17 protein-coding genes are annotated in these 23,675 nt (G+C 75.2%); 9 read left to right on the top strand and 8 right to left on the bottom strand.

What is annotated here, in order from left to right; translation table 11 throughout:
• Positions 1-42 precede the first annotated feature (42 nt).
• The 3 genes from ACL02O_RS20180 to ACL02O_RS20170 all read left to right on the top strand — a co-directional run bounded on the left by ACL02O_RS20180 (position 43) and on the right by ACL02O_RS20170 (position 6,332).
• Positions 43-3,843 carry an SCO7613 C-terminal domain-containing membrane protein gene (locus tag ACL02O_RS20180; protein WP_412819662.1) on the top strand — a complete coding sequence of 1,267 codons (3,801 nt, stop codon included), beginning with the start codon at positions 43-45 and terminating at the stop codon, positions 3,841-3,843.
• A gap of 121 nt (positions 3,844-3,964) precedes the next feature.
• Positions 3,965-5,017: a fatty acid desaturase family protein gene (locus ACL02O_RS20175; protein ID WP_412819661.1), complete on the top strand. Its 1,053-nt coding sequence runs from the start codon at positions 3,965-3,967 to the stop codon at positions 5,015-5,017.
• 166 nt (positions 5,018-5,183) lie between these two features.
• Complete coding sequence (locus ACL02O_RS20170) at positions 5,184-6,332, top strand: FHA domain-containing protein (protein WP_412819660.1); 1,149 nt, start codon at positions 5,184-5,186, stop codon at positions 6,330-6,332.
• A gap of 91 nt (positions 6,333-6,423) precedes the next feature.
• Here the strand turns inward: ACL02O_RS20170 and rocD are convergent, their stop codons facing one another.
• The 3 genes from rocD to ACL02O_RS20155 form a co-directional block, all read right to left on the bottom strand.
• Positions 6,424-7,638 (bottom strand): ornithine--oxo-acid transaminase, encoded by a 1,215-nt coding sequence (gene rocD / locus ACL02O_RS20165; protein WP_412819684.1) that lies wholly within the window; start codon positions 7,636-7,638, stop codon positions 6,424-6,426.
• On the bottom strand, positions 7,638-8,453 hold the full coding sequence (gene ddaH / locus ACL02O_RS20160; protein WP_412819683.1) for a dimethylargininase: 816 nt from the start codon (positions 8,451-8,453) through the stop codon (positions 7,638-7,640). The genes rocD and ddaH overlap by 1 nt, the downstream gene beginning before the upstream one ends.
• A gap of 412 nt (positions 8,454-8,865) precedes the next feature.
• The gene (locus ACL02O_RS20155; RefSeq protein ID WP_412819659.1) at positions 8,866-9,621 is read right to left on the bottom strand and encodes a thrombospondin; all 756 of its coding nucleotides are present in this window, start codon (positions 9,619-9,621) and stop codon (positions 8,866-8,868) included.
• Positions 9,622-9,759: 138 nt separating this feature from the next.
• Here ACL02O_RS20155 and ACL02O_RS20150 point away from each other — a divergent pair, with 138 nt between their 5' ends.
• Positions 9,760-10,569 (top strand): Fpg/Nei family DNA glycosylase, encoded by an 810-nt coding sequence (locus ACL02O_RS20150; RefSeq protein WP_412819658.1) that lies wholly within the window; start codon positions 9,760-9,762, stop codon positions 10,567-10,569.
• Between the two features lie 23 nt (positions 10,570-10,592).
• Here ACL02O_RS20150 and ACL02O_RS20145 read toward each other — a convergent pair whose 3' ends face one another.
• Entirely contained in the window at positions 10,593-11,432 is an 840-nt protein-coding gene (locus ACL02O_RS20145) for a helix-turn-helix domain-containing protein (protein WP_412819657.1), read from the bottom strand.
• A 113-nt stretch (positions 11,433-11,545) separates the two neighbouring features.
• Here ACL02O_RS20145 and ACL02O_RS20140 point away from each other — a divergent pair, with 113 nt between their 5' ends.
• Entirely contained in the window at positions 11,546-12,139 is a 594-nt protein-coding gene (locus ACL02O_RS20140) for an NADPH-dependent FMN reductase (protein WP_412819656.1), read from the top strand.
• Positions 12,140-12,178: 39 nt separating this feature from the next.
• On the opposite strand, the gene ACL02O_RS20135 is transcribed toward ACL02O_RS20140, so the two are convergent.
• From ACL02O_RS20135 to ACL02O_RS20120, 4 genes are all read right to left on the bottom strand, one after another.
• Positions 12,179-13,048: an aminoglycoside phosphotransferase family protein gene (locus tag ACL02O_RS20135; RefSeq protein WP_412819655.1), complete on the bottom strand. Its 870-nt coding sequence runs from the start codon at positions 13,046-13,048 to the stop codon at positions 12,179-12,181.
• Positions 13,049-13,169: 121 nt separating this feature from the next.
• Positions 13,170-14,591: a WGR domain-containing protein gene (locus ACL02O_RS20130; RefSeq protein WP_412819654.1), complete on the bottom strand. Its 1,422-nt coding sequence runs from the start codon at positions 14,589-14,591 to the stop codon at positions 13,170-13,172.
• A 138-nt stretch (positions 14,592-14,729) separates the two neighbouring features.
• Positions 14,730-16,112 carry an FAD-dependent oxidoreductase gene (locus ACL02O_RS20125; protein WP_412819653.1) on the bottom strand — a complete coding sequence of 461 codons (1,383 nt, stop codon included), beginning with the start codon at positions 16,110-16,112 and terminating at the stop codon, positions 14,730-14,732.
• A gap of 40 nt (positions 16,113-16,152) precedes the next feature.
• Positions 16,153-17,301 carry a carboxylate-amine ligase gene (locus ACL02O_RS20120; protein ID WP_412819652.1) on the bottom strand — a complete coding sequence of 383 codons (1,149 nt, stop codon included), beginning with the start codon at positions 17,299-17,301 and terminating at the stop codon, positions 16,153-16,155.
• Positions 17,302-17,602: 301 nt separating this feature from the next.
• On the opposite strand from ACL02O_RS20120, the gene lysX reads away from it, so the two are divergent.
• From lysX to ACL02O_RS20100, 4 genes are all read left to right on the top strand, one after another.
• Complete coding sequence (gene lysX, locus ACL02O_RS20115; protein WP_412819651.1) at positions 17,603-20,866, top strand: bifunctional lysylphosphatidylglycerol synthetase/lysine--tRNA ligase LysX; 3,264 nt, start codon at positions 17,603-17,605, stop codon at positions 20,864-20,866.
• A gap of 146 nt (positions 20,867-21,012) precedes the next feature.
• A complete protein-coding gene (locus ACL02O_RS20110; RefSeq protein ID WP_412819682.1) occupies positions 21,013-21,300 on the top strand; it encodes a DUF6412 domain-containing protein in 288 nt (95 codons plus the stop codon).
• Positions 21,301-21,423: 123 nt separating this feature from the next.
• On the top strand, positions 21,424-22,167 hold the full coding sequence (locus ACL02O_RS20105; protein ID WP_412819650.1) for a YidC/Oxa1 family membrane protein insertase: 744 nt from the start codon (positions 21,424-21,426) through the stop codon (positions 22,165-22,167).
• A gap of 81 nt (positions 22,168-22,248) precedes the next feature.
• Positions 22,249-23,670, top strand: a complete 1,422-nt coding sequence (locus tag ACL02O_RS20100; protein ID WP_412819649.1) for a carbohydrate-binding protein — start codon at positions 22,249-22,251, stop codon at positions 23,668-23,670.
• The last annotated feature ends 5 nt before the right edge of the window (positions 23,671-23,675 follow it).

Here is a 23,675-nt window from a genome sequence, read left to right as displayed (position 1 = left end):
CCTACTCTGTTCCCCCTTCCCGCCGGCGCCGATGCTGAGCGGGTGGAGAACACCGGCTACCCCTGTCCCGGTTGCGGCGCCCCCGCCGATCTCGTCGCCGGCTGCCCTGGCTGCGGTCGGCCGCCGTACCCGCCGGCCGCCGAGGTGATCCGGCTGGACCGGGAGATCGCCATCCTCGCGCCGCAGGTGGAGCAGGCGCGGGTGGCGTACCAGGAACTGAACTCCCGGCTCGGCGCGGCCCGGGTCCGCAGGGCGGAGCTGAGCGCCCGGATCCGGCTGGAGATCCCGCCCCCGCGCCCGGTCGTGCCGCCGGCATCGCCGCTGCCGCCGGTCCGCCCGGTGCCGGCCGCCGCCGGGCAGCCCGGCGGGGCGGAGACCTCGACGCGGGCGGTGCAGGGGCTCCTCTTCGTCCTCGGTGGATTGCTGCTCGGCACCGCGGCGGTGGTCTTCACCGCGGTCGCCTGGGCCGCGTTCGGGGTGACCGGGCGGGCGCTGATCCTGCTCGCCTGCACCGCGCTCGCCCTGGCCGCGCCGCTGGTGGCCCGCTGGCGCGGGCTGCGCGGTACCGCCGAGACGTTCGCCGCGGTGGGGTTGCTGCTGGTGCTGCTCGACGGGTACGCCGCCTGGTCGGTGGACCTGTTCGGGGTGGCCGGCTGGCCGGAAAGCCGGTACGCCGCGCTGGTCGGGGGGATCGGCGCGGCCGTCGCGGCCGGGTACGCGTGGCTGAGCCGGCTCAGCGTGCCGTGGTTCGCGGCGCTGCTGACCGCGCAGCCGGTGTTGCCGCTGGCGGCGGCGGAGCCGTCGGCCGCCGGCTGGTCGATGGTTCTCACCGGCGTGGCGCTGGGCGACCTCGTGGTGGTGGTCGTCCTGCGGAACCGGATCGGGGCGTGGGTGGGCGTCCCGGTCCGGGACGGGGTGGCCGGTGGGAGGCCGGTCCGCCTCGACCCGCCGGTCGGGGCAGCGGCGGCCGGTGGGGGGCCGGCCGCCGCGCCGCCTCCGGCCGGTCCGTCCGCGCCGGCCGCACCTCGGTCGGTGCCGGCCGGCGGCGGGACGTCGGACCGGGCCGAGGTGCCGGCGGCGCTGCTCGCCGGGCAGGTGCTCGGCTGGCTCGGGCACGGTGTCGCGCTGGCCGTGGCGGCGGGCTACGCGCTGGTGGCGCTGGTTTTGGGAGAGGCCGCCGGCGCCCCGCTGCTGGCCGGTGGACCGCTGCTGCTGGCGGCGCTCGCCCTGCTGGCCGGCGCGCTGGTGGCGGGTGGGCGCACGTACCGGGCCGTCGCGGCCGGGCTGCTGGTGCCGGTGCTGGCCACCGCGCTGATCCGACCGGTCGCCGAGCTGCGGCCGGGACTGCTGCTGCTGGCGGCCGCGGTGGTGGTGGCTGGGCTCGCCACGGCGGTACGGGCGCTGCCGGAGCGGCTGCGTACCGGGCCCCGGGTGGGCGCGCTGGTGGTCACGGCCGGCCTGGGCCAGGTCGTCGTGGCCGGTGCCGCGCTCGTCGGCGGGGCCACCGCGCTCGCCTCGTATCCGGCCTGGTCGGGGGCGGATCCGGTGCCGGCCCGGCCGTGGGGTTGGCAGCTCCTGGTGGCTGTCCTGCTCACCGCCGGGGCGGTGGCGTTGCACGTGCCCCGGGCCGGCAGGCCGGTCGTGGGCGCGGTCGGCGCCATGCTGGCCGTGCTGGCCGCGCCGGTGGTCACGGTCAGCCGGTGGCCGCTGGTGGTGGCGCTCGACCTGGTCGCGGCCGTCCCGCTGCTGCTCGCCGCCGTGCACCGGCCGAGCGGGCGCTGTCCGGCCGTCGTCCGACGCCTCCGGCTCGGCGCCTCCGCCGCCGCGCCGCGAACTGGCGCCGTCGTGGTTCCCGCGCTCGCCGCCGCCGTGCTGTCCGGTCATGCCCTGCTGGTCGGTCGCGCCGGCCCGGCCGGGGCGGCGACGGCGTTCGCCGTCGTCGCCGCCCTCGGCGTGCCGGCGGCGGCCCTGGGCCGGCGCGGCGCGGGTGCGCAGCCGGCCGTCGGGGGAGTGGCGCTCGCGGTGGCGCTGGTGGCCGTACCGTCGGCGGTGGCGGTGGCCCTGCTCGGCTTCGGCGCGCCGTCCTGGTGGCAGCTGCGGGGCGCGTCCGCCGCCGTCGTGCTGCTGGTCGTCGCGCTCCTCGCGGTCGGTCGACACTGGCCCGACCTGCACGGGTACGCCTCGAGCGGCTTCGCCGTCGTGCTCGCCGCGGTCGCCGCCACGCCGCTGGTCCTGCGGGGCGGCGAACCGGTGTCGCTCTACGCCGCCTCGGGCGTGCTGCTGGCGCTGGCCGCCGGCGGGGATGTCCGGCCGACCGCTCCGGCTCGCGGCGCTGCGTCAGACGCGCCGAGCCGGAGCTGGCGCGGGGGGATCGCCCCGCGGGTGGTCGGTGCCGGGCTGGCCGGGCTGGCGCTGCTCGCCGCCGCCCCGGCGACCCTCGGCGTGCTGGCCGGGCTGCCGGTCCGCCCCTGGTCCGGGCCGCCCACCGTCGAGCCGGCCCCGGGCGCGCCGCGCGCCGGGTTGACGCTGCTGCTGCTGGCGGCCGCCGCCGCGGCGTACGCGTGGATCGCCACGGCTCCGGGTCGCGGCGCGGCGGCAGGCACGCCGGGCCGGAGCGGCGGCTGGCGGCTGCCCGCGCTGGCCGCGCTGCCGTTCGGTGCGGTGGCTCTGCCGGTGCTGCTGGCGGCGGCCGGCGCGCCCTGGCCGGTGGTGCCGGTCGTGGTGTTCGGCACCGGCCTGGGTGCGCTGCTGGCCGCGGCGCTCGTCCCGCCGCGGCCACCGTTGCGTCCGGTGACCCTGCCGCTGGGCGCGGTGCTGCTCCTGCTCGGGCTGTCCGGCATCGTCGCCACCCGGGCCGGGACGCTCGGCGGGCTGGGGGCGCTGGTCGTCGCCGCGACCGTCGTCGGGGTGGCCGGGCGGTACGCCGGGGTCCGGCTCGCCGGCTGGCTGGCGACCGTGGCGGCGGGTACCGGTTTCGCGGTGACCGCCGCGCTGGCCGCCGGGCAGCCGCTGCGCGCCGCCGCGTTCGCGGTCCTGGCGGTGGCGGCGCTGGTCCTGCACGGCGTACCGCTGCTGCGGCCCGGTGCGCCGGACGCTCCGTTCGCCGCCGCCGGTCCGCCCACCGCCCAGTCCGGGACCGCCGGAGCGCCGGGTGGCGCCGGGGCGGCGTGGAGCCGGGCGGTCGGGACAGCGGCGCTGGAGGCGGTGGCGCAGGCGGTGGCCGTGCTGGCGTTGCTGCTCACCGGCGGTGCGCTGCGGCACGCGTCGGCGGTCTGCGTGCTGTGGGGTGCGGTGGTGGCGCTACGAGTGCTCCGGCGGGGCGAGTCCCCGGCCGGACGCCGGGGTCTCGCCGCGGTGGCGGGCGGCAGCGAACTGCTCGGCGGCTGGCTGCTGCTGGCGGCGGGAGGAGTGGCGGTGCTGGAGGCATACACAGCCCCGGCGGCGGCGCTGGCGCTCGGCGTGGGGCTGGTGGCGCTGCGGACCCGGCCCGGCCTGAACAGCTGGCTCGCGCTCGGCCCGGGGCTCGCGGCGGCGTTCCTGCCCAGCCTGGTCTCCGTGGTGGTGGCGCCGGACCCGCAGCCGTGGCGCCGGCTGGTGCTCGGTGTGGTCGCGCTCGGCGCGGTGCTCGTCGGGGCGGCCCGGCGCTGGCAGGCGCCGGTCGTGCTGGGCGCGGCCACCCTGGTGCCGCTCGCGCTGCACGAGCTGGCCCGGGGCTGGGACCTGCTGCCCCGGTGGATCTTCCTGGGGCTGGGCGGCCTGGCGTTGATCGGGCTCGCCGCCACGTACGAGCGGCGCCGCCGTGACCTGGCCCGGCTGCGTGCCCTGGTCGGCCGGATGGGGTAGGGAAAACACCACCCGCGGTTGGGGGGTTGCCAGGATTACCCAGAGCAATCATCTTGGCCAGACTCGGTGACGGAGAGTCGCGCAGTCGGCGTGACCCACGCGTACCGGGGAGCGGGATCGAATGACCTCATCGACGTTGGCGGCACCATCGACCCGGCGGGGCAGCGAATACGCACAGTTGTCCCGTCGGGTCGCCGAGGCCGGGTTGTTCGTCCGCCGGCCGGGCTCGTACGCGATCCGGATCGCCCTCACCCTGGGCCTCTTCCTGGCCGGCTGGGCGCTGGTGGTGGCGGTCGGCGACTCCTGGGCGCAGCTCGCGCTGGCCGCCGGGATGGCGGTGGCCACCACCCAGGTGGCGTTCCTCGGGCACGACGCCGGCCACCGGCAGCTGTTCCGCCGACGCGGTCCGAGCGAACTGGCCGGGCTCATCGCCGGCAACCTCGCGGTCGGGCTGAGCTACGGCTGGTGGGTGGAGAAGCACAACCGTCACCACGCCAACCCGAACCACACCGACGAGGACCCGGACGTCGGGGCGGGCGCGCTGGTCTGGACCCACGATCAGGCGGCCGCGACGCGGGGCCTGGGCCGGCGGCTGGCCCGGCGGCAGGCGTGGCTCTTCTTCCCGCTGCTGCTGCTCGAAGGGCTGGCGCTGCACGTGGCGAGCGTCCGGGCGCTGGCCGGCCGCGAGCCGGACGGCCGGTGGCGTACCCCGGTACGGCACCGCGCGGTGGAGGCGCTGCTGCTCGGCGCGCACGCCGTCGGTTACCTCGGCCTGCTGTTCGCGGTGATGTCGCCCGGCAAGGCGCTGCTCTTCGTCGCCGTCCACCAGGGGTTGTGGGGGCTCTACATGGGGTGCGCCTTCGCTCCGAACCACAAGGGCATGCCGATGCCGACCGCGGACGACGACCTGGACTTCCTTCGCAAGCAGGTGCTCACCTCGCGAAACGTACGGGGCGGCCGGTTCGTGGACGTGGCGCTGGGGGCGCTCAACTATCAGATCGAGCACCACCTCTTCCCGAACATGCCCCGGGCGAACCTGCGCCGGGCCCGGCCGATCGTCCGGACGTACTGCGCGGAACAGGGCCTCCCGTACGTGGAGACCGGGCTGATCGAGTCGTACCGGCAGGCGCTGGCGCACCTGCACGAGGTGGGCCGGCCGCTGCGGCGCGGCTGACCCCGGCGGGTCCGGTCCGGCTCCCCGCCGTGCCGCAAAAGGGGCCTGGTCGGCCCTGCCGGTAGGGTCGTCGCATGGCAGACGTGCTCACCGCCGAGGCGGTGCGGGGCGAGCCCGGCGGGTCGACCCCGGCCCGGCGGGTCGACGACATCGTCCGGAGCGCCCCATGAGATTCGAGATCAGCAAGGTGCTGGACGCCATCGAGGGGCGGGTCACCATCGACCCCTCGCTGGCCCGCGCCGCAGTCGACCTAGCCGAGGTGATCCGCTGGCAGGACCTGGACGGCGGCCGCCCGGCCAGCCTGCTACGGCTCGGCATGGTGATCGACGCCCTCTCCCGTGAACTGGGGGAGGACAGCGTCCCGGTCTACGCGGTCGTGCACCGGGCCCTGCTCTCCGACGCGGACCTGACCTCGAACGAGCGGATGGTGGTCCGGCGCTGGGCCGACGACGGTCTGGTCGAGGTGCTGGACCACCCCGGTGACCGGGTGCTCGAGGTGGCCGACCTGCTCGGCCTGCCGGTGCTCAGCCGGGTCCGCTTCGACGGGTTGCAGGGCCGCTACCCGTGGCTCGGACAGGCCGGGCGGGTGCTCGCCCCGGTGCCCGGCGCCGGCGGGCCGGTGTTCATCGCCCATGTCGGTGGCGGGCAGAGCCCGACCTCCGGCGGCCGGTCGCCGGTCGGTGCGAAGCTGCTCGCCCGGCAGTGGCGCTGCCCGGAGTCGGGCTGCGCGCTCTTCGGCGACGGTGGGGGCGGTGGCGCCTTCGCCGACCTGGCCCGGGTGGACCGGGCCCCGGCCGGTCAGCCGCCGCCCACCCTGCGCAACGGCGTGCCGACCTGTCCCCGGCACGGCGTCCGGCTCGGCGACGCCGGGCCGCGCCCCCGTACCGAGGTGCTGGCCGTCCGGATCGGCGGGCTGGTGCGGCGGCGGTTCGTGCTCACCGAGACCAAGCCGGTGCTGGTCGGCCGGGCGCCGGATCCGACCGACGGCGTCGTGCTCGGCCAGTGGCTCAACGACGAGGCGCGGCGGTGGATCAGCCGCAGCCACGTCCGGCTCGAGCTGCGGGTCGGTGAGGTGATCGTGACCGACACCAGCACCAACGGCTCGGGCATCCGTCCCGGCGGCTCGATGGCCGAGTCGGAGCGGCTCGGGCTCGCCCCGCAGCAGTCCCGGGTGCTGGCCGAGGGCGACATCGTCGAGCTCTATCCCGGCGTGCAGGTCGGCCGCGCCGACGAGCTGCCCAGCGACGCGAAGTTCAGCCCCACCTCGGTGATGGCCGAGGCGCCCACCATGGCGATGCGGCTGCCGCGTCCCTGACACCCGACGACGAAGGGCGCCGGGACCGTCGTGGTCCCGGCGCCCTTTCGCGTACGGGGAGTTGGGTCGCCGGCCCGGCGGCCGCGCGGGATCAGCCCTCCAGCACGGCGGCGAGCTGGGCCACCGCGTGGTCGATCTCCTCCTCGGTGATCACCAGCGGCGGGGCGAGCCGGATGGTCGAGCCGTGGGTGTCCTTGGCCAGGACGCCCCGCTCCATCAGCCGCTCGCAGGCCTGCCGGCCGGTCATCAGCGCCGGATCGATGTCCAGCCCGGCCCAGAGGCCCCGGCCCCGGACGGCGACCAGGCCCTTGCCGATCAGGCCGCGCAGCCCGGCGTGCAGCCGCTCGCCCAGCTCGGCCGAGCGCCGCTGGAACTCGCCGGTGGCGAGCAGCCGGACCACCTCGGTGGCGACGGCGCAGGCCAGCGGGTTGCCGCCGAAGGTCGAGCCGTGCTGGCCCGGCTTGAGCACGCCCAGCACGTCGGCGTTCGCGGCCACCGCGGAGACCGGCACGATGCCGCCGCCGAGCGCCTTGCCCAGCAGGTACATGTCCGGCACGACGCCTTCGAGGTCGCAGGCGAACGTCGCGCCGGTGCGGCCCAGACCCGACTGGATCTCGTCGGCGATGAACAGCACGTTCCGCTCGGTGCAGACCTGGCGGACACCCGGCAGGTAGCCCTCCGGCGGCACCACGACACCCTGCTCGCCCTGGATCGGCTCCAGCAGCACCGCGACGGTGTTCTCGTCGATCGCGGCGGTCAGCGCGGCCAGGTCGCCGTACGGGACCACGGTGAAGCCCGGCGTGTACGGCCCGAAGTCGGCGCGGGCGTCCTCGTCGGTGGAGAAGCTGACGATGGTGGTGGTGCGGCCGTGGAAGTTCCCCTCGGCGACCACGATGTTGGCCTGGCCCGGGGCCACCCCCTTGACCTGGTAGCCCCACTTGCGGGCGACCTTGATGCCGGTCTCCACCGCCTCGGCGCCGGTGTTCATCGGCAGCACCAGGTCCTTGCCGCACAGCTGCGCCAGCTCCCGGCAGAAGTCGGCGAACTGGTCGTGGATGAACGCACGGCTGGTCAGCGTGAGCCGGTCGAGCTGCGCGTGCGCGGCCCCGATCAGCTTGGGGTGCCGGTGGCCGAAGTTGAGGGCCGAGTAGCCGGCCAGGCAGTCCAGGTAACGGCGGCCGTCCACGTCGGTGAGCCAGGCGCCCTCGGCGGAGGAGATCACCACGGGCAGCGGGTGGTAGTTGTGCGCCGTGTGGCGCTCCGCCTCCCGCACCGCGGACGGCGTCCGCAGCATGTCGTCCACGATCACTTGACTGCCCTTCCCTGTCGGAGTCGCAACGTGCAGCACTTCGGTCCGCCGCCGGCCTTGCGCAGCTCGGACAGGTCGATCCCGATGGTCTCGTAGCCCCGGTCGCGCAGCTTGGCGGCGAGGTCGGTGGCCTGGGCGGGCAGCACCACGTGCCGCCCGTCGCTGACCGCGTTCAGCCCCAGCACCTCGGCGTCGGCCATGCTCGCGTGGACGGCGTCCGGGAAGAGCCGGCGCAGCACCGCCCGGCTGCCCGGCGAGAACGCCTCCGGCAGGTACGCCACGGTCCGCTCGTCGAGCACGGTGAGCGCGGTGTCCAGGTGGTAGAAGCGCGGATCCACCAGCTGCATGGTGATCACCGGGTAACCGAAGACCTCCTGGAGCTGGGCGTGCGAGGCGTGCGCGGTGCGGAACCCGGTGCCGGCGAGCAGGTGGTCGCCGGCCAGCAGGACGTCGCCCTCACCCTCGTTGACGTGCTTCGGGTCGTACATCTCGAAGCCGGCGGCCTCGAACCAGGCGCGGTAGGCGGGGGCCTCGTCGGCGCGCTGCGGGTCGCGGAACTGCACCGCCATGGCCTTGCCGTCGATCACCGTGCCGCCGTTGGCGGCGAAGACCATGTCCGGCAGGCCGGCGACCGGGTCGATCAGCTCGACCTCGTGGCCCAGGTCGACGTAGGTCTGGCGGAGCTGCTCCCACTGCCGGATCGCCAGGTCGGCGTCGACCGGCGCGGTGGGGTCCATCCACGGGTTGATCGCGTAGTCGACGGCGAAGTACGTCGGCCGGCACATCAGAAAGCGCTGGCGGATGGCGTCCATCGTCATGTCGTGCTCCCAGGGTCGGGCGCGCCCGGCCACGGTCGGCCCACGGGCTGGCGCCGTGGTCCAACCGTATGTGGCCCGGGCCGGCGACATCCACCGCGAGAAGTTGCGTCGGCCGTCGGATCGTTGCGTCTGACAATGCCTTGACGACGAATCGTTGCGTTAGCGCCTTCCGCTCGCGCCGCGGGTCGCTGATCGGGTTGATCCAGTCCCCTGCCGCAAACCGCGCGGTCCCGTGCCGAGGACACCCCGAACCGCCGCAGCCCGAGTCGTCCCACGCCGGGGACCGGCCCGGCGCACGCTTCGGGGGCGGCACATCTGCCGCCCCCGAAAGTGGCTGTGCCCGGCTGGTGAACCACCAGGCTGGTCGGGCGTGCCGGCGCACCGCCGGCGCGCCGGACAGTGCCCGTCAGAACCAGTTGGCAAACTGTGAGTCGAGCCACTCACGGAGCCGCCCCACCCACTCGCCGTCGGTGGTCGGCCAGTCGAACTGGCCGGTCATCGCCACGACGCCGAGCACCACGGCGGCGATGCCGACCGCCACGCCGATCAGCGCGTCGGTCTTGCCGGCGACGTGCCGGCGGCGGGTGGCGACCATGCCGAGCACGGCGAGCACCGCGCCGACCGCGCCCAGCCCGATGCCGTACCCGGCGAGGGCACCGGAGAGCACGAACAGGGCGCCGACCACCGAGACGATCAGGCCGAGCGTGGCGAGCAGGCTGGCCCGCGGCCGCGGGCCCACCGCCACCGGGGCGGTCCGGGAGTCGACCTCGGGCCGCTCGACCGGGCCGTCCGGCCGGCCGTCCCGGTCCCGGTCCGTTGCCACCGGGCGACCGTCTCCGTTCAGCTCGACGGTCCGCTCCTCGGTCGGGTTCGGGGCGACCGCCGCGCCGGTGCGCCGGGCGTCCGTCGCCGGTGGCCCGGCGGTCGCGGCCCGTACCGCGGCGGCCCGGTCCGCCGAACGCCGCTCGGCGTCGGTGGCCCGCTCCGCCTCGGAGGCGGTCGCGCCGCTGCGGTACGTCGTCCGCTCCGCCTCGCGGTCGGTGGCCACGGGCGTGCCGTCCGCCCGGTCCGCGACCGTGCTGTCGTCGCGGGCGTCGACCACGCCGTCGCCGTTCACATCCGCATTGCGCGCCGGGGTGTTCCGGCGGGACAAAATCTTCACTTCGACACCTCCTGATCAGGGCGCGGAGGCCGCGCATGACAATGAGGACGTACCCCGTGGTGGAGAAGTCGACACCCGTCTACGGGTCCGGACCGTCCCGAGCGGTGTCACGCCGGCCGCCGGGCTACCTTTGCCGACGTGCCAGAGGGACACACCATCCACCGCCTGGCGGCCCGGCACGCCGAAATCTTCGCCGGCGACAAGGTGCACGCCGCCAGCCCGCAGGGCCGCTTCGCCGAGGGCGCGGCCCGGCTCAGCGGCACCGTCCTGGACGGCACCGAGGCGTACGGGAAGCACCTGCTGCACCACTACGCCGGCGAGTTGACCCTGCACGTGCACCTCGGGCTCTACGGCAAGGTCAGCGACGGCCCGGGTGAGCCGCCGGCCCCGGTCGGCCAGATCCGGCTGCGGCTCACCAGTGATCGGCACTGGCTGGACCTGCGCGGCCCCACCGCCTGCGAACTGCTCACCCCGCCCGAGGTGGCCGCGCTGCGCGACCGGCTCGGCCCGGACCCGCTGCGCGCCGACGCCGACCCGGACCGCGCGTACGCCCGGATCCGGCGCAGCGCCACCCCGCTGGCCGCGCTGCTGCTGGACCAGTCGGTGGTGGCCGGCACCGGGCTGATCTTCGTGACCGAGGCGCTGTTCCGGGCCGGACTGCCGCCCACCCGGCCCGGACGCGAGCTGACCCCGACGGGCTGGCGGGGACTGTGGGCCGACCTCGTCACGTTGATGACCCTGGCGGTCGAGCGCGGCCGGATCGACACCGTGCTGGAGATCCACCTGCCGGAGGCGATGGGCCGGGCGCCCCGGGTCGACCGGCACGGCGGCGAGGTCTACGTCTACCGCCGCCCCGGCGCGGCCTGTCACGTCTGTGGCACCGGGATCAGCCGGGGCGAGCTGGCCGGGCGCAACCTCTACTGGTGCGCCACCTGCCAGGCCGGCTGACGCCCGCCGGTGCCGGGCGCGCCTCAGCTCGCCGGGCGGAGGTGGCCGCGCGGCCGGCGCCGGAGCCGCTCGACGGCGTCCGCCGTCGTCTCGTCGGCGGGTAGCAGGACGACCAGCTGCTGCGCGTCGGTGCTCGGCAGCTCCAGCTTCTCCCGGTTCCAGCGCAGCTGCTGCGCGGTGGGATGGTCGATCCGGAGCGGGACCTGCGGCGGCGGCAGATGGTGGTTCAGCCGCCGGGTGAACTCCGGCCCGGCGACCGGGGCGAGCTCGGCCTTGAACCACTCGGAGGTCTCCGCGGACGGCCCGAGCCAGAGGTCGAAGGCCTGTTCGTCGGCCACCCGGTCCCAGTCCGGGAGGAAGGTGCGGGCGCGCGGATCCGTGAACACGTAGCGGGTCAGGTTCGGCCGCTCGGTGTCGAGCAGCCCGATCCCACGCACGATCAGCTCGAACCCGCTCGTGTACGCGAGCACGTCGCCGAGCCGGTTGGTGACGAACGCGGCCGCGGGCTCGAGAAGTCGGAGGGTCGCCCGCACCGTGGGCCGGACCGCGCGGTTCGGCGGCGCCGGCCGCCGGCGCCCGGGGCATTCCCCGCCGGTGATCTTCACGAGGTAGCGCAGGTGGTTGCGCTCCCTGGCGTCCAGGCTCAGGGCATCGGCGAGAGCCTTCACCACCCCGGGCGACGGGTTGCGGTCGCGTCCCTGCTCGATCCGGGTGAGGTATTCGACACTGATCCCGGCGCGGGTGGCCACGTCCGAGCGGCGCAGACCGGGTGAGCGGCGCCGGCCACGGTCGGGCAGGCCGAAGGACTCCGGCTGGATGCTGTCGCGCTTGGCGCGGACGAAGTCGCCCAAAGGCGTACCCATGACTCCGAGTCTAGGGCGGCTGCCGGCAGCCCTGAATTTCGTAGCGTGACCCTGCGAGGGCCAGCCTCCGCCCGGTCTGGTTGCCGCCGACGCGGCGACGGACCGTGGAGCGCATGAACGAGAAGCACAAGTTGGTCGTTGTCGTCGGAAGCGTCCGCGAGGGCCGGTTCGGGCCGGTCGTCGCCGCCTGGGTCGCCGAGCGGGCGCGGGAGCACGGCGGGTTCGACGTCGAGGTCGTCGATCTCGCCGACGTCGAGATCCCGCTGTCGCTGCCGGCGCTCTCGCCGAGGTTCGCCGGGGACGCCTACCCGCGCCCGGCCGGGATGGCGTCGCTGACCTCCCGGCTCACCGACGCGGACGCCGTCATCCTGGTCACACCGGAGTACAACCACAGCTACCCCGCCTCGCTGAAGGCCGCCATCGACTGGCACTTCACCCAGTGGACGGCCAAGCCGGTCGCCTTCGTCAGCTACGGCGGCGCCGCCGGCGGTCGCCATGCCATCCTCCACCTGGAGAACGTCCTGACCGAGCTGCACGCGGTGACCATCCGCGAGAGCCTTGCCTTCCCGAACTACTTCACCGGCTGGGAGGACGGCCGGCCGCTGGACCCCGAGGTGCCCGGGTACGCCAAGGCCCTGCTGGATCAGCTCGCCTGGTGGGCCGCGGCCCTGCGGGCGGCACGGGACGCCGTCCCGTATCCGGCCTGAACGACCCGGCACCGGTCCCCGGCCCTCGCCGGGGACCGGTCAATCCGCGCCGAGCAGCCAGCGGACCACCTCCACCTGGTTGGGGAACACCCGCCCCGCGCCGAGGCTCCACGCCGTGCAGTGCACGATCGTCCAGCCGCGGACCCGCTCCCGGTCCAGGCCCAGCTCGGCGCTGAGCCGGTCCAGCCGGTGCCGGACCGCGGCGGGCGAGTGCCCCAGCTCCATCCCGCGCACGAGCGGCACCGGCCCGAAATCCCGCTCGCCGACCAGCGGCTTCGGGTCGATGACCAGCCACGGCTCCCGGGTCGACAAGAGCACGTTGCCGGCGTGCAGGTCCTGGTTGACCAGCACCTGCTCGCCCTGGCTCGGCGCCAGGTCGGCGAGCAGCCCGAGCGCGGCGTCCAGCAGTCGCCGCTCGTACGGCCGGTTGGCCTGCTCCCAGTCGACCGGCATCCGCTCCGCCCACCCGGCCGCCTCCTCCGCGAGCGGGGTGAACGGCGGGCCGGCCGGCACGCCGAGCCGGGGGAGCAGTTCGACCGCCGCGTCCAGCGCCGCGTCGGGCGGCAGGTCGTAGAGCGGGGTGCCGGGCCGGCAGCGCTCGACCAGCAGCGCCCGCCGCTCCGCGTCGTGAGCCAGCAGCCTGACCGCGCCCCGGCCGGCCCAGTGCGCCAGCGCCGCCGCCTCGTGCCGGCTGTCGTCGTCCGGGTACTGCAGCTTCAGCACCACCGGTGTGCCGTCCGGCAGCTCGGCCGGCACGGCAAGTGAGGCGAACGCGTACCCGAACGGGCGTCCCACCGCCCGGAGGTCCCACCGCTCGACGCACTCCGCCAGCCGGTGCGGCAGCACCGCCCGCCACGCCCGGCCGGCCGGCGTCCGCTCGGTCCAGCGCAGGCTCTCGGGCATCTCCATCCGGCCATCCTCGGGCCAGTGCCCCGGGCGCGTACAACAATTTCCGGCGCGGTGCCGTGCGGGACGGCGAACCGTGTCGGTAACCGGTCCGGGGGCCCGCACCGCCCCCGGACCGGAGTCCTCAGCGCAGCCGGTGGATGTCGCCGTACGCCCGGTAGAAACCGCCGCGGCCGGACTCGCGGACTTCGGTGACCAGGTAGCGCGCGCCCGGCTCCCGGATGCCCTTGGGGAACTGCACCGACCAGTCCCGGTGGTAGCCGTCGGAGAGGACGTGGATGCGTAGCCGGCCGCCCTGCTCGACGCACTGCACCACCACACCGGCCCGGTCGTCGGTGGTCACCTCGACCGAGGTCCAGGCGGCCGTCTCGGGCAGCCGGGCCGGCGCCTTGACGTCCACCACCTCGGGCACGTCACCGGACTGGGCCGCCCGGATCGCCGGCTCGCTGGCGTCGATGCAGGCCAGATGGCCGCTGGTGGTGACCACGTAGAGCCGCTCCTCGTGGTACTGCATCGAGTACGCCGAGCCGCAGCCGGTGCCGAGCTTCCACAACCGGTTGCCGGCCTCGTCGAAGCAGTAGATCGAGGACGCGCTGTCGCCGGCGAAGACGTACCGGCCACCCTCGGCGGTGGCGCAGGAGAAGACCGCGGCGTCGCAGCGGTACGTCCGCTCGGCCCGGCCGTCCTTACGCAGGCGTACCACCTCGCGGGTGCCGGTGCCGGCGAACACGGTGTTCCGCTCCTGCCAGCCGAAGAGCACCGCCCCGGTCCGGGTGTGCCACAGTTCCCGGCCGGTGCGCCAGTCGTAGCCGGTGACCCCCTGCGAGTGGCCGTGGTAGAGCGCGTCGGTGTCGCAGCGCACCATCCAGGCGGACCGGCCCCGCCCCGGCCGGCGCCAGAGGAACTCGTCCTCGTGGTCGATCGCGGCGATGCCACCCTCTCGGTCGGAGACGCCGAGCACGCCGTCGTGGATGTCCAGCCAGTAGATGTCGATGTCGGGGGCGATCGCGTACGCCACCCGCGGCACCTTGCCGGACAGGTCGTAGACGTTGCCGTCGTCGCAGCCGGCGTAGATCCAGGCGTCGTCGGCGACGATGCACTTCACGCCGTCCGGGAGGCGGATCTGGTTGAGCGCCCGGGCGTCGTGGTCCAGCGTGGTGATCACCCCGTGCTCGTTGCCGACCATGCAGGTCCGCCCGTCGATGAAGATGCCGAACGCGGGCGCGCCCGAGTGGTACCGCCAGAGCACCGGCGCGGTACGGGCGGTGGAGCGGGTGCTGACGATCTGCCGGCGGGACACCGCCCGCTTCTGACGCACGCCGCGCACCGCCGGGGCGTACCCCTTGCGGACCTTCTCGCCGATCTTCTTCGCGGCGGCGGCCCGGGCCCGGGCGTTGTCGGCGAAGCTGGTGGTCTTCACCTGGCCCTGGTCGCCGATCCGCCCGTATCGCACGGTCATCGCGGTGTCGTCCACCACCACCTCGTAGAACTTGTGGGCTCCACCGTCCACTTCGGACAGTTCGAGGTAGGTCGTCTCCTGCGACATGGGGATGCCTCCGAGGGGAAGTGCCGGACCCGGCAACGCGACAGCGCGCACACGCTAACCGCGCCCCCCGACAAAGAATCCCGGGCGCGATCGTTGCCGCACCGGGGACAGCAGGGGCACCCGGAAGTCGACGAGGCGCTACCTGCGGTCGGCGGCGGCGAGGGCGTCGACGGCCTTGCGGGCGGCGATCAGCACCGGATCCCAGACCGGGGCGTACGGCGGGGCGTAGCCGAGGTCCAGTGCCGTCATCTCGTCCACCGTCATGCCGCTCCACAGCGCCACGGCGAGCGTGTCGATCCGCTTGGCCGCCTCCGACCAGCCGACGATCTGCGCCCCGAGCAGCCGGCCGCTGGGCCGTTCGGCGATCAGCTTGACGGTCATCGGCCGCGCGCCCGGGTAGTAGCCGGCCCGGTTGGTCGACTCGGCGAGCACCGCGACGAACTCGAAGCCGGCCGCGGTGGCGTCCCGCTCCCGCAGCCCGGTGCGCCCCACCTCCAGGTCGCAGACCTTGGTCACCGCGGTGCCGATCACGCCGGGGAAGGTGGCGTACCCGCCGCCGATGTTGATGCCGGCCACCCGGCCCTGCTTGTTGGCGTGGGTGCCGAGTGGGACGTGCACCGGCATGCCGCTGACCCGGTGCAGCGTCTCCACGCAGTCGCCGGCCGCCCACACGCCGGGCGCCCCGGGCACCCGCATCCGCCGGTCGCAGCGGATCCCGCCGGTCGGGCCGAGCGGCAGTCCGGCCGCCTCGGCGAGCACGGTGTTGGGGCGTACGCCGAGGCCCAGCACCACGACGTCGGCCGGGATCGGCCCCTCGTCGGTGACCACGGCGGCGATCTGGCCGTCCCGCTCCGCCAGGCCGGTGACCGTCCGGCCGGTACGGATGCCGATCCCGATTTCGCGCATCGCGTCGGCCACCAACTCGGCCATGTCCGGGTCGACGGTGGACATCGGCTGGGCGGCCTGCTCGACCAGGTCGACGGTGAGACCGCGCTGGATCAGCGCCTCGGCCATCTCCACGCCGATGTACCCGCCGCCGACCACCACCGCGTGCCGGGGCCGGGGCTCGCCCTCCAGCCAGTCCAGCAGCGCCGTGGCGTCGTCGAGGGTCTGCATGCCGAAGACCCCGGCCACGTCGCCGCGTGCCCAGTCGGGTCGTACCGGAACCGCGCCGGTCGCGTACACCAGACTGTCGAAGCCCTCACGGACCTCGCCGCCGCCGGCGAGATCCCGGGCGACCACCTCGCGGCGGTCCAGGTCGACGGCGACGACCTCGTGCCGCAGCCGGACGTCGATGTCGAACCTGTCCCGGAAGGTCGCCGGGTCGCGCGCGATGAGCTGGTCCCGCTCCGGCACCAGGCCGCTGACCCAGTACGGGATGCCGCAGGCCGAGTACGAGGTGAAGTGTCCCCGTTCGAAGGCGACGATCTCCAGGTCGGCGCGGCCCCGGCGGCGTCGGGCCTGGGACGCCGCCGCCATCCCGGCCGCGTCCCCGCCGACGACGATCAGCCGCTCCGCCACGAGTCCCATCCTGTCACGGGTGGATCGATCCCGGGCGCGCTCAGCCCCGGGTCTGCCGGGCCACGTCCTGGACCACGTCGACCAGGCGGCCGGCCCGGGCGAACACCGCCCGCTGCCGCGCCGCGCCGCTGCCGTGCCGGCGCAGCCCGCCCAGCAGGTCGGTGACCTGGTCGAGGTCGCCGTGCCGGGTGAGTTCGGGGCGGACCCGGTCGACCAGCCGGTCCAGCAGCTCCCAGGCCGGGCGCAGCTCGCCGTCGGTGAGGTCGACGCCCTCGCCCTCCAGCCCGTCGTGGGCGGCCCGCCAGTGCGCGGCGACGAGCAGGTGGTGATCGGTGTTGACGGCCGGGCGACCCTCGGTGATCTCCGTGACCGCGGTCGCCACCAGCGCCCGGACCAGGGCCGCGACCAGCACGGCGTCGTCCACCGACGGGCAGACGTCGCCGATCCGGATCTCCACGGTCGGGTACTTCGCGGAGAGCCGGGCGTACCAGTAGAGCATCCCCTCGTCGAGCATCACGCCGCTGGCGATGAGCTGCCGGATCAGCCGTTCGTAGTGCTCGTGCGAGTTCAGGTACGGGGTGGGCGCCACCGACGGCCAGCGTTCCCACTCGACCGAGCGCCAGCTCGCGTAGCCGGTGTCCTCGCCCTTGGCGAACGGGGAGTTGGCGGTCACCGCGTGCAGGATCGGCAGCCAGGGCCGGACGTGGTTGAGCACCTGCACCCCGATCTCCTCGTCGGGGATGCCGACGTGCACGTGCATGCCGTTGTTGCCGGGTCCGGGCACGAGGAGCCGGAACCGCTCGATCATCTGGTCGAAGCGGGGCTTGTCCACCACCGGCGGCACCGGCCCGTCCACCGGCCCGGTGCCGATGGCCAGCAGCCGTACGCCGGCCCGTTCGGCGGCGTCGGACAGCTCGGCGCGGAGCATTCCCAGCGAGTGCCGGATCGAGGTCAGCTCCAGCCCGGGCGGGCTGCCGATCTCGATCTGGCTGGTCTGGAACTCCCGTTCCACCTGGCCGCGCAGCTCGGCCGGCACCTGCTCCATGACCAGGTCGACGGCGGGTACGGCGGCCCCGGTATGCGGGTCGACCAGCAGGAACTCCTCCTCGACGCCGACCGTGAGCAGATCGGTGCCGCCCGCTGCGGCGCTCCGTTCCCGCTCCGCCACTGACCCGCTCATCGCCATCACCGTCCGCTTCCGCCGCGCGGCGCCGTGCCGCGCCGTCGAACGCCGTGTTACCCACCGTGTCGGAGGCGGGAAACGCGGACGCGGCGGGTCCCACCCGGACGAGGGAACCGCCGCGCCCGGGTTTCCCGCCCCGGATTCCCGGGCAGGACCCCGGTTCCGCGGGGATCCCGTGACTACGATGGGCCCGGCCCGACGCCCGGCGCGTCGGTCACCGGCAGCGAGGGAGGCCGCGTTGACCCCGAGCACCGCGTCACGGAAGGTGAGTGACCTCGGGCGCACCGGTGGGGGTTGGCGACGCCAGGTGCCTCGTGGGTTCGCCACCCTGCTCTGGGTGGTCGCGGTGGTCTGCGCGCTCGCCGCGGTGAGCGGCGCCGCCCGGCTCGAGTTCCAGCCGGTCCGCAAGGCGATCGACGCGTTGCTGGTGCCGGCGCCGGCCAACCTGGCGTACGCGGTCTTCCTCGGCACCCTCGCCTCGGCGGTGCTGCGCCGCAAGCGGCTCGCCTACTGGGTGCTCGTCGCGTACTTCAGCCTCACCCTGCTGGTCGGTCTGCTGGCCGGCGTGCTGCTGCTGACGGTGGGCGGCAACGACCTGACCGACGACGCCGGGGAGCGGCTGTTCGACACCCTGGAGACGGTCGGGGTCTGGGTCGGCATCGCCTTCGCCGCCGCCGCGCTGACCCTGCTGATCGCCGCCCGGCGCGAGTTCTACGCCCGGGTCCGCAGCGGCAGCACGTTCCGTGCCCTGGCCGTCTTCCTCGGTCTGGCGGTGGTCTCCGTCGGGCTCGGCTACCTGCTGCTCGTCGCCGAGCCGGGCACCCTGCACACCTGGTCGGACCGGCTGGGGTACGCGATCGAGAAGGTGTTCGGCGGGGCGATCACGCTGGACCTCACCCGCAAGGGCCACGCTCCCGGCTGGGTCAACCTGGTGCTCGGCGGCCTCGGCGCGCTCGCCTTCGTCGCCGGCCTGTTCACCCTGCTCCGCTCTCAGCGGGCGAACGCGGTGCTGCACCCGGAGGAGGAGGAGCGGATTCGTGAGCTGCTCGCCCGGTACGGCGACCGCGACTCGCTCGGCTACTTCGCCACCCGCCGGGACAAGGCGGCCGCCTTCTCGCCCAGCGGCAAGGCGGCGCTGACCTACCGGGTGGTCAACGGGGTCAGCCTGGCCAGCGGCGACCCGATCGGCGACCCGGAGGCGTGGGGGCCGGCGATCGAGGCGTGGCTCGGTCAGGCCCGCGAGTACGCCTGGACGCCGGCGGTGCTCGGCGCCAGCGAGGCCGGCGCGCGGGCGTACCACCGGCACGGCCTGAAGGTGCTGCAGCTCGGCGACGAGGCGATCCTGCTGACCCGGGAGTTCGACCTGGACGGCCGGGACATGCGCCCGGTCCGGCAGGCGGTGCACCGGGTGGAGCGGGCCGGCTACACCGCCCGGGTGCGCCGGCACGCGGAGATCCCGCCCGAGGAGCTGGCCCGGCTGGCGGGGCTGGCCACCGGCTGGCGGGACACCGAACACGAGCGCGGCTTCTCGATGGCGTTGGGCCGGCTCGGCGACCCGGCCGACGGTGACTGCGTGCTGGTGGAGGCGCGGGACGGCGGGGGCCGGGTACGCGGCCTGCTGTCGTTCAGCCCGTGGGGGGCGCACGGGGTCTCGCTGGACCTGATGCGCCGGGACCGGAGCGCCGAGAACGGGATCACCGAGTTCATGGTGGCCGCGCTGCTGGCGGCGGGTCCCCGGCTCGGCGTCGAGCGGGTGTCGCTGAACTTCGCGGCGTTCCGGTCGGTGTTCGAGCAGGGCGCCCGGATCGGCGCCGGCCCGGTCATCCGGCTCTGGCGGCACACCCTGCTCTTCTTCTCCCGTTGGTGGCAACTGGAGTCGCTCTACCTGTCCAACGCCAAGTACCAGCCGCACTGGACCCCGCGCTACCTCTGCTTCGCGGAACGACGGGAGCTGGCCCGGGTGGGTCTCGCGGCGGTGACCGCCGAGGGCTTCCTCGCCCTGCCCGGCGGCCGGCCCACGCCGCTGCACGGAGTGCCGCCGGCCGGGGGCGGCGTCGGCTTCGTGCCGCCGGCCGCCGCGACGGTCCGGGCCGTCCCGGCGGAGCCGGCCCCGGCGCCCCGGCCGGAGCAGACCCGGGTACGCCTGGCGAAGCTCGACCGGCTGCGCGCCGCGGGGGTCGACCCGTACCCGGTGGGCTACCCGCGGACCCGCAGCTGCGCGGAGGTGCGGGAGCGGCACGCCGGGCTGGCCCCGGACACCGGCACCGGGGAGACCGTGGCGGTGGCCGGCCGGGTGATGCTGGTCCGCGACCACGGGCGGGTGCTGTTCGCCACCGTCCGGGACGGCAGCGGCGACCTCCAGCTGATGCTGGAGCACGGGCTGGACCGCTGGCGGGCCGCCGTGGACATCGGCGACCACGTCGGTGCCACCGGCGAGGTGTACGCGACGAGGCACGGCGAGGTGTCGGTGCGGGTCGCCGAGTGGCGGCTCACCGCCAAGTGCCTGCGCCCGCTGCCGGACAAGCACCACGGGCTGGCCGACCCGGAGGCCCGGGTCCGGCAGCGCTATCTCGACCTGGTCATCAACGCCGACGCGCGGGACCTGCTGCGGGCCCGCGGCGCGGCCCTGCACAGCCTGCGCTCCTCGCTGGTCGGGCGGGGCTTCCTGGAGGTGGAGACGCCGATCCTCCAGCGGGTGCACGGCGGGGCGAACGCCCGCCCGTTTGTCACCCACAGCAACGCGTACGACCTGCGGCTGAGCCTGCGGATCGCGCCCGAGCTGTACCTCAAGCGGCTCGCCGTGGGCGGCGTCGAGCGGGTGTACGAGCTGGGCCGGGCGTTCCGCAACGAGGGCGTCGACGCCACCCACAACCCGGAGTTCACCGTGCTGGAGGCGTACCAGGCGTACGCCGACTACCAGGACATGCGGGCGCTGGCCCGGGAGCTGATCGTGGCGGCGGCGGTGGCGGTGCACGGCGCGCCGGTGGCCCGCCGCCCCGGCGGCGAGCTGGTCGACCTCGGTGGCGAGTGGCCGGCGCGGACGGTCAACGAGGCGATCTCGGCCGCGTTGGGCGAGGAGGTCACCGCCGACACCCACGTGGCGGCCCTGCGCAAGCTCTGCGACGCCGCGCAGGTGCCGTACGACCCGCGCTGGGAACGCGGCGCGCTGCTGCTGGAGCTCTACGAGCGGCTGGTCGAGGCGCGGACCGAGGTGCCCACGTTCTACCTGGACTTCCCGACCGACGTGTCCCCGCTGACCCGGCAGCACCGGCACGACCCGCGGCTGGCCGAGCGGTGGGACCTGGTCGCCTTCGGGATGGAGCTGGGCACCGCGTACACCGAGCTGGTCGACCCGACCGAGCAGCGGCGCCGGCTCACCGAGCAGTCGCTGAAGGCGGCCGGCGGCGACCCCGAGGCGATGGAGCTGGACGAGGACTTCCTCACCGCGCTGGAGTACGCCATGCCGCCCACCGGCGGCCTCGGTCTCGGCGTGGACCGGCTGGTGATGCTGCTGACCGGCCGGTCGATCCGCGAGACGCTGCCCTTCCCCCTGGTCCGCGAGACCTCCTGAGCGGGCCGCCTCGCCGGGGCTCGCCGGTCGGCGCCCCGGCGGGTCCCGGCCGGTGGGCGGACCGGCGTTGCGATCCGGGCAGGAGGCCCGCCGCCGAGCGTTGGGCGGGGCGTGACAGCGGGTTCTAGGCTGGGCGCGTGTCGGGGATGCTGGTGGCGGTGACGGGTGCCTGGGCGTACGCCCTCGCCCAGCTCACCATGCTCGCGGACACGCCCGCGACGCTCCTCGCCGGCGCGGCGGTGGCGGCCGCGCTGCTGCTGGCCGCGCTGCTCGCGCTCCGATCCCGGGCCGTGCCCGGTGCGCCGGGCGCGACGCGGCACGCGACCGCCCTGCGGGCCCGGGCCCGGGGCCGTCGGGTGCCCCGGCAGGCCGACCCGGATGCCGCCGGCCGGCCGCGTCCCCGCGCGCCCGGCCGGCGCCCCTCGGTCGCGTAGCGCTCCGTCCCCCGGATCCGTCCGGCACGGGCGGGGAGGGCGCGTGACCGTTCCGTCGTCATCCGTCCCGCCGGGACGCGTCGTCCCGTCGGGGCATCCGGAGATCGGACCGAGGGGTTCCCCATGCTCGCCTTCGCACCACTGCACACCGCGGCGTCCGTCGCGGCCTCCGTCGTCACCTGGCTCGCCGACGCGCTCGCCCCGCTGGCGGGCGGGGCCGCCACGGCCGCCGCCATCGTCCTGTTCACCGTCGGGGTTCGGCTGCTCGTCTCGCCGCTCAGCCTGGCCGAGGTCCGCGGGGAGCGGCGCCGCGCGGCGCTCGCCCCCGAGGTCGGCGACCTCCGGCGGAGGTACGCGGAGGCCCCGGCCCGCCTGCAGAGCGAGCTGTTCGCGCTCTACCGGCGGGCCGGGGCCAGCCCGGTCGCGGGCTGCCTACCGGCGCTGTTGCAGGCGCCGTTCTTCCTGGTCATGTACCGCCTCTTCGCCACCGGCGACGGTCACCCGGGGTTGCTGAACGAGAGGCTCGCCGGGGTGCCCCTGGGCTGGCACCTCGGCGACGGGCTCTCCGTCGCGGTGGTGACGGTGTTCGGGGCGTTGCTGGCCGCTCTGCTCGCGCTGGCCTTCTGGTCTTCCCGCCGGGCCCGGCGCGCGGCGGCGGCCACCGGCACCGTGGCCGGTACGCCGACCGAGGGGCCGGGGGCGGCCACGCTGGCCCGGTTGCTGCCGCTGCTGCCGTACACCACGGTGCTGGTGGCGTTCGTGGTGCCGCTGGCGGCGGTGCTCTACCTGGTCACCACCACCGCCTGGACCGCGCTGGAGCAGGCCGTGCTGCGCCGGCCGGGGCCGACAGCCATCGGCATGCGTTGACAAGGTCGGGGCGGGGGGCGTACAAAACGGCGTCAGAGAGCGCTCTCTCATGCCCCCCGTCCCCGCAGAGAGGCACCCCCGATGAACCCTGCCCAGGCGGCTCCGGCCGCCCCGCCCACCGTCCGCCGCCCGCGCCGGCCGCTCGCGCTGGCCGTTGCCGCGCTCGCCGCCACCACCACGCTGGCCGCCGTCTCGATGACCGCCCACGCCGCCGTGCCGCCCCCGGCGGCCGGCTGGGGTCTGGTGTGGAGCGACGACTTCGCCGGCGCGGCCGGCACGCTGCCCTCGTCCGCCAACTGGATCATCGACACCGGCACCAGCTATCCGGGTGGCCCGGCCAACTGGGGCACCGGTGAGATCCAGACCTACACCTCGAACACCGCCAACCTCGCCCAGGACGGCGCCGGCAACCTGCGGATCACCCCGCTGAAGGACCGCGCCGGCCGCTGGACCTCGGCCCGGATCGAGACCGTCCGCGCCGACTTCAAGCCGCCGGCCGGAGGAGTCCTGGCGATCGAGGGGCGGATCCAGATGCCGAACGTCACCGGCGCGCAGGCGGCCGGCTACTGGCCGGCCTTCTGGTCGCTCGGCTCGCCCTACCGGGGCGACTACCAGAACTGGCCGGGCATCGGCGAGATCGACGTGATGGAGAACGTCAACGGGCTCAACCAGGTCTGGGGCACGCTGCACTGCGGGGTCGCCCCGGGCGGCCCGTGCAACGAGTTCAACGGCCTCGGCAACACCCGGGCCTGCCCCGGCAGCACCTGCCAGTCGGCGTTCCACACCTACCGCACCGAGTGGGACGCCTCGGTCAGCCCGCAGCAGCTGCGCTGGTATGTCGACGGCCAGCTCTTCCACACCGTCAGCCAGACCCAGGTCGGCGACCCGTACTGGGGCCAGATGACCGACCACCCGGGCTACTTCCTGCTGCTCAACGTGGCGATGGGCGGCTCGTTCCCGAACGGGGTCGCCGGCTACACCACGCCGACCTCGTCAACCGTCTCGGGCGTGCCGATGCTGGTCGACTACGTGGCGGTCTACACCAAGGGTGGCACCACCAGCCCGTCGCCGACCCCGACCAGCACGGCGCCGGGCGCGGTGGACGCGTACGGGACGATCCAGGCCGAGGCGTTCGACGCCCAGAGTGGCGTGGTCGTCGAGGCGTGCAGCGAGGGCGGTCAGGACATCGGCTCGCTGCGCAACGGTGACTGGGCCCGGTACGACAACGTCGACTTCGGCAGCACCCCGCCGAAGGACTTCCTGGCCCGGGTGGCCTCCGGCGCGCCGGGCGGGGTGAGCGGGCTGGTCGAGGTCCGGCTGGACAGCCCGACCGCCGCGCCGATCGGCGGCTTCGCGATCGCCAACACCGGCGGCTGGCAGAGCTGGCGCTCGGTGCCGGGCAACGTCGCCGCGGCCACCGGCAAGCACACCGTCTACCTGACCTTCAGCAGTGGCCAGGGCGCCGACTTCGTCAACGTCAACTGGTTCACCTTCCGGCACTGAGCCGG

Source organism: Micromonospora mangrovicola (assembly GCF_047200535.1).
Taxonomy (GTDB): Bacteria; Actinomycetota; Actinomycetes; order Mycobacteriales; family Micromonosporaceae; genus Micromonospora.
Note: the sequence above shows the minus strand (reverse complement) of the source record. Positions and strands in the feature narration are given on the sequence as shown.

Coding starts and splice junctions, on each gene's coding strand:
- ACL02O_RS20130 (WP_412819654.1), bottom strand. CDS start 14,591: ATGTCGCAGGAGACGACCTACCTCGAACTGTCCGAAGTGGACGGTGGA.
- ACL02O_RS20170 (WP_412819660.1), top strand. CDS start 5,184: ATGAGATTCGAGATCAGCAAGGTGCTGGACGCCATCGAGGGGCGGGTC.
- ACL02O_RS20100 (WP_412819649.1), top strand. CDS start 22,249: ATGAACCCTGCCCAGGCGGCTCCGGCCGCCCCGCCCACCGTCCGCCGC.
- ACL02O_RS20140 (WP_412819656.1), top strand. CDS start 11,546: ATGAACGAGAAGCACAAGTTGGTCGTTGTCGTCGGAAGCGTCCGCGAG.
- ACL02O_RS20105 (WP_412819650.1), top strand. CDS start 21,424: ATGCTCGCCTTCGCACCACTGCACACCGCGGCGTCCGTCGCGGCCTCC.
- ddaH (WP_412819683.1), bottom strand. CDS start 8,453: ATGGACGCCATCCGCCAGCGCTTTCTGATGTGCCGGCCGACGTACTTC.
- ACL02O_RS20145 (WP_412819657.1), bottom strand. CDS start 11,432: ATGGGTACGCCTTTGGGCGACTTCGTCCGCGCCAAGCGCGACAGCATC.
- ACL02O_RS20175 (WP_412819661.1), top strand. CDS start 3,965: ATGACCTCATCGACGTTGGCGGCACCATCGACCCGGCGGGGCAGCGAA.
- ACL02O_RS20135 (WP_412819655.1), bottom strand. CDS start 13,048: ATGGAGATGCCCGAGAGCCTGCGCTGGACCGAGCGGACGCCGGCCGGC.
- ACL02O_RS20110 (WP_412819682.1), top strand. CDS start 21,013: ATGCTGGTGGCGGTGACGGGTGCCTGGGCGTACGCCCTCGCCCAGCTC.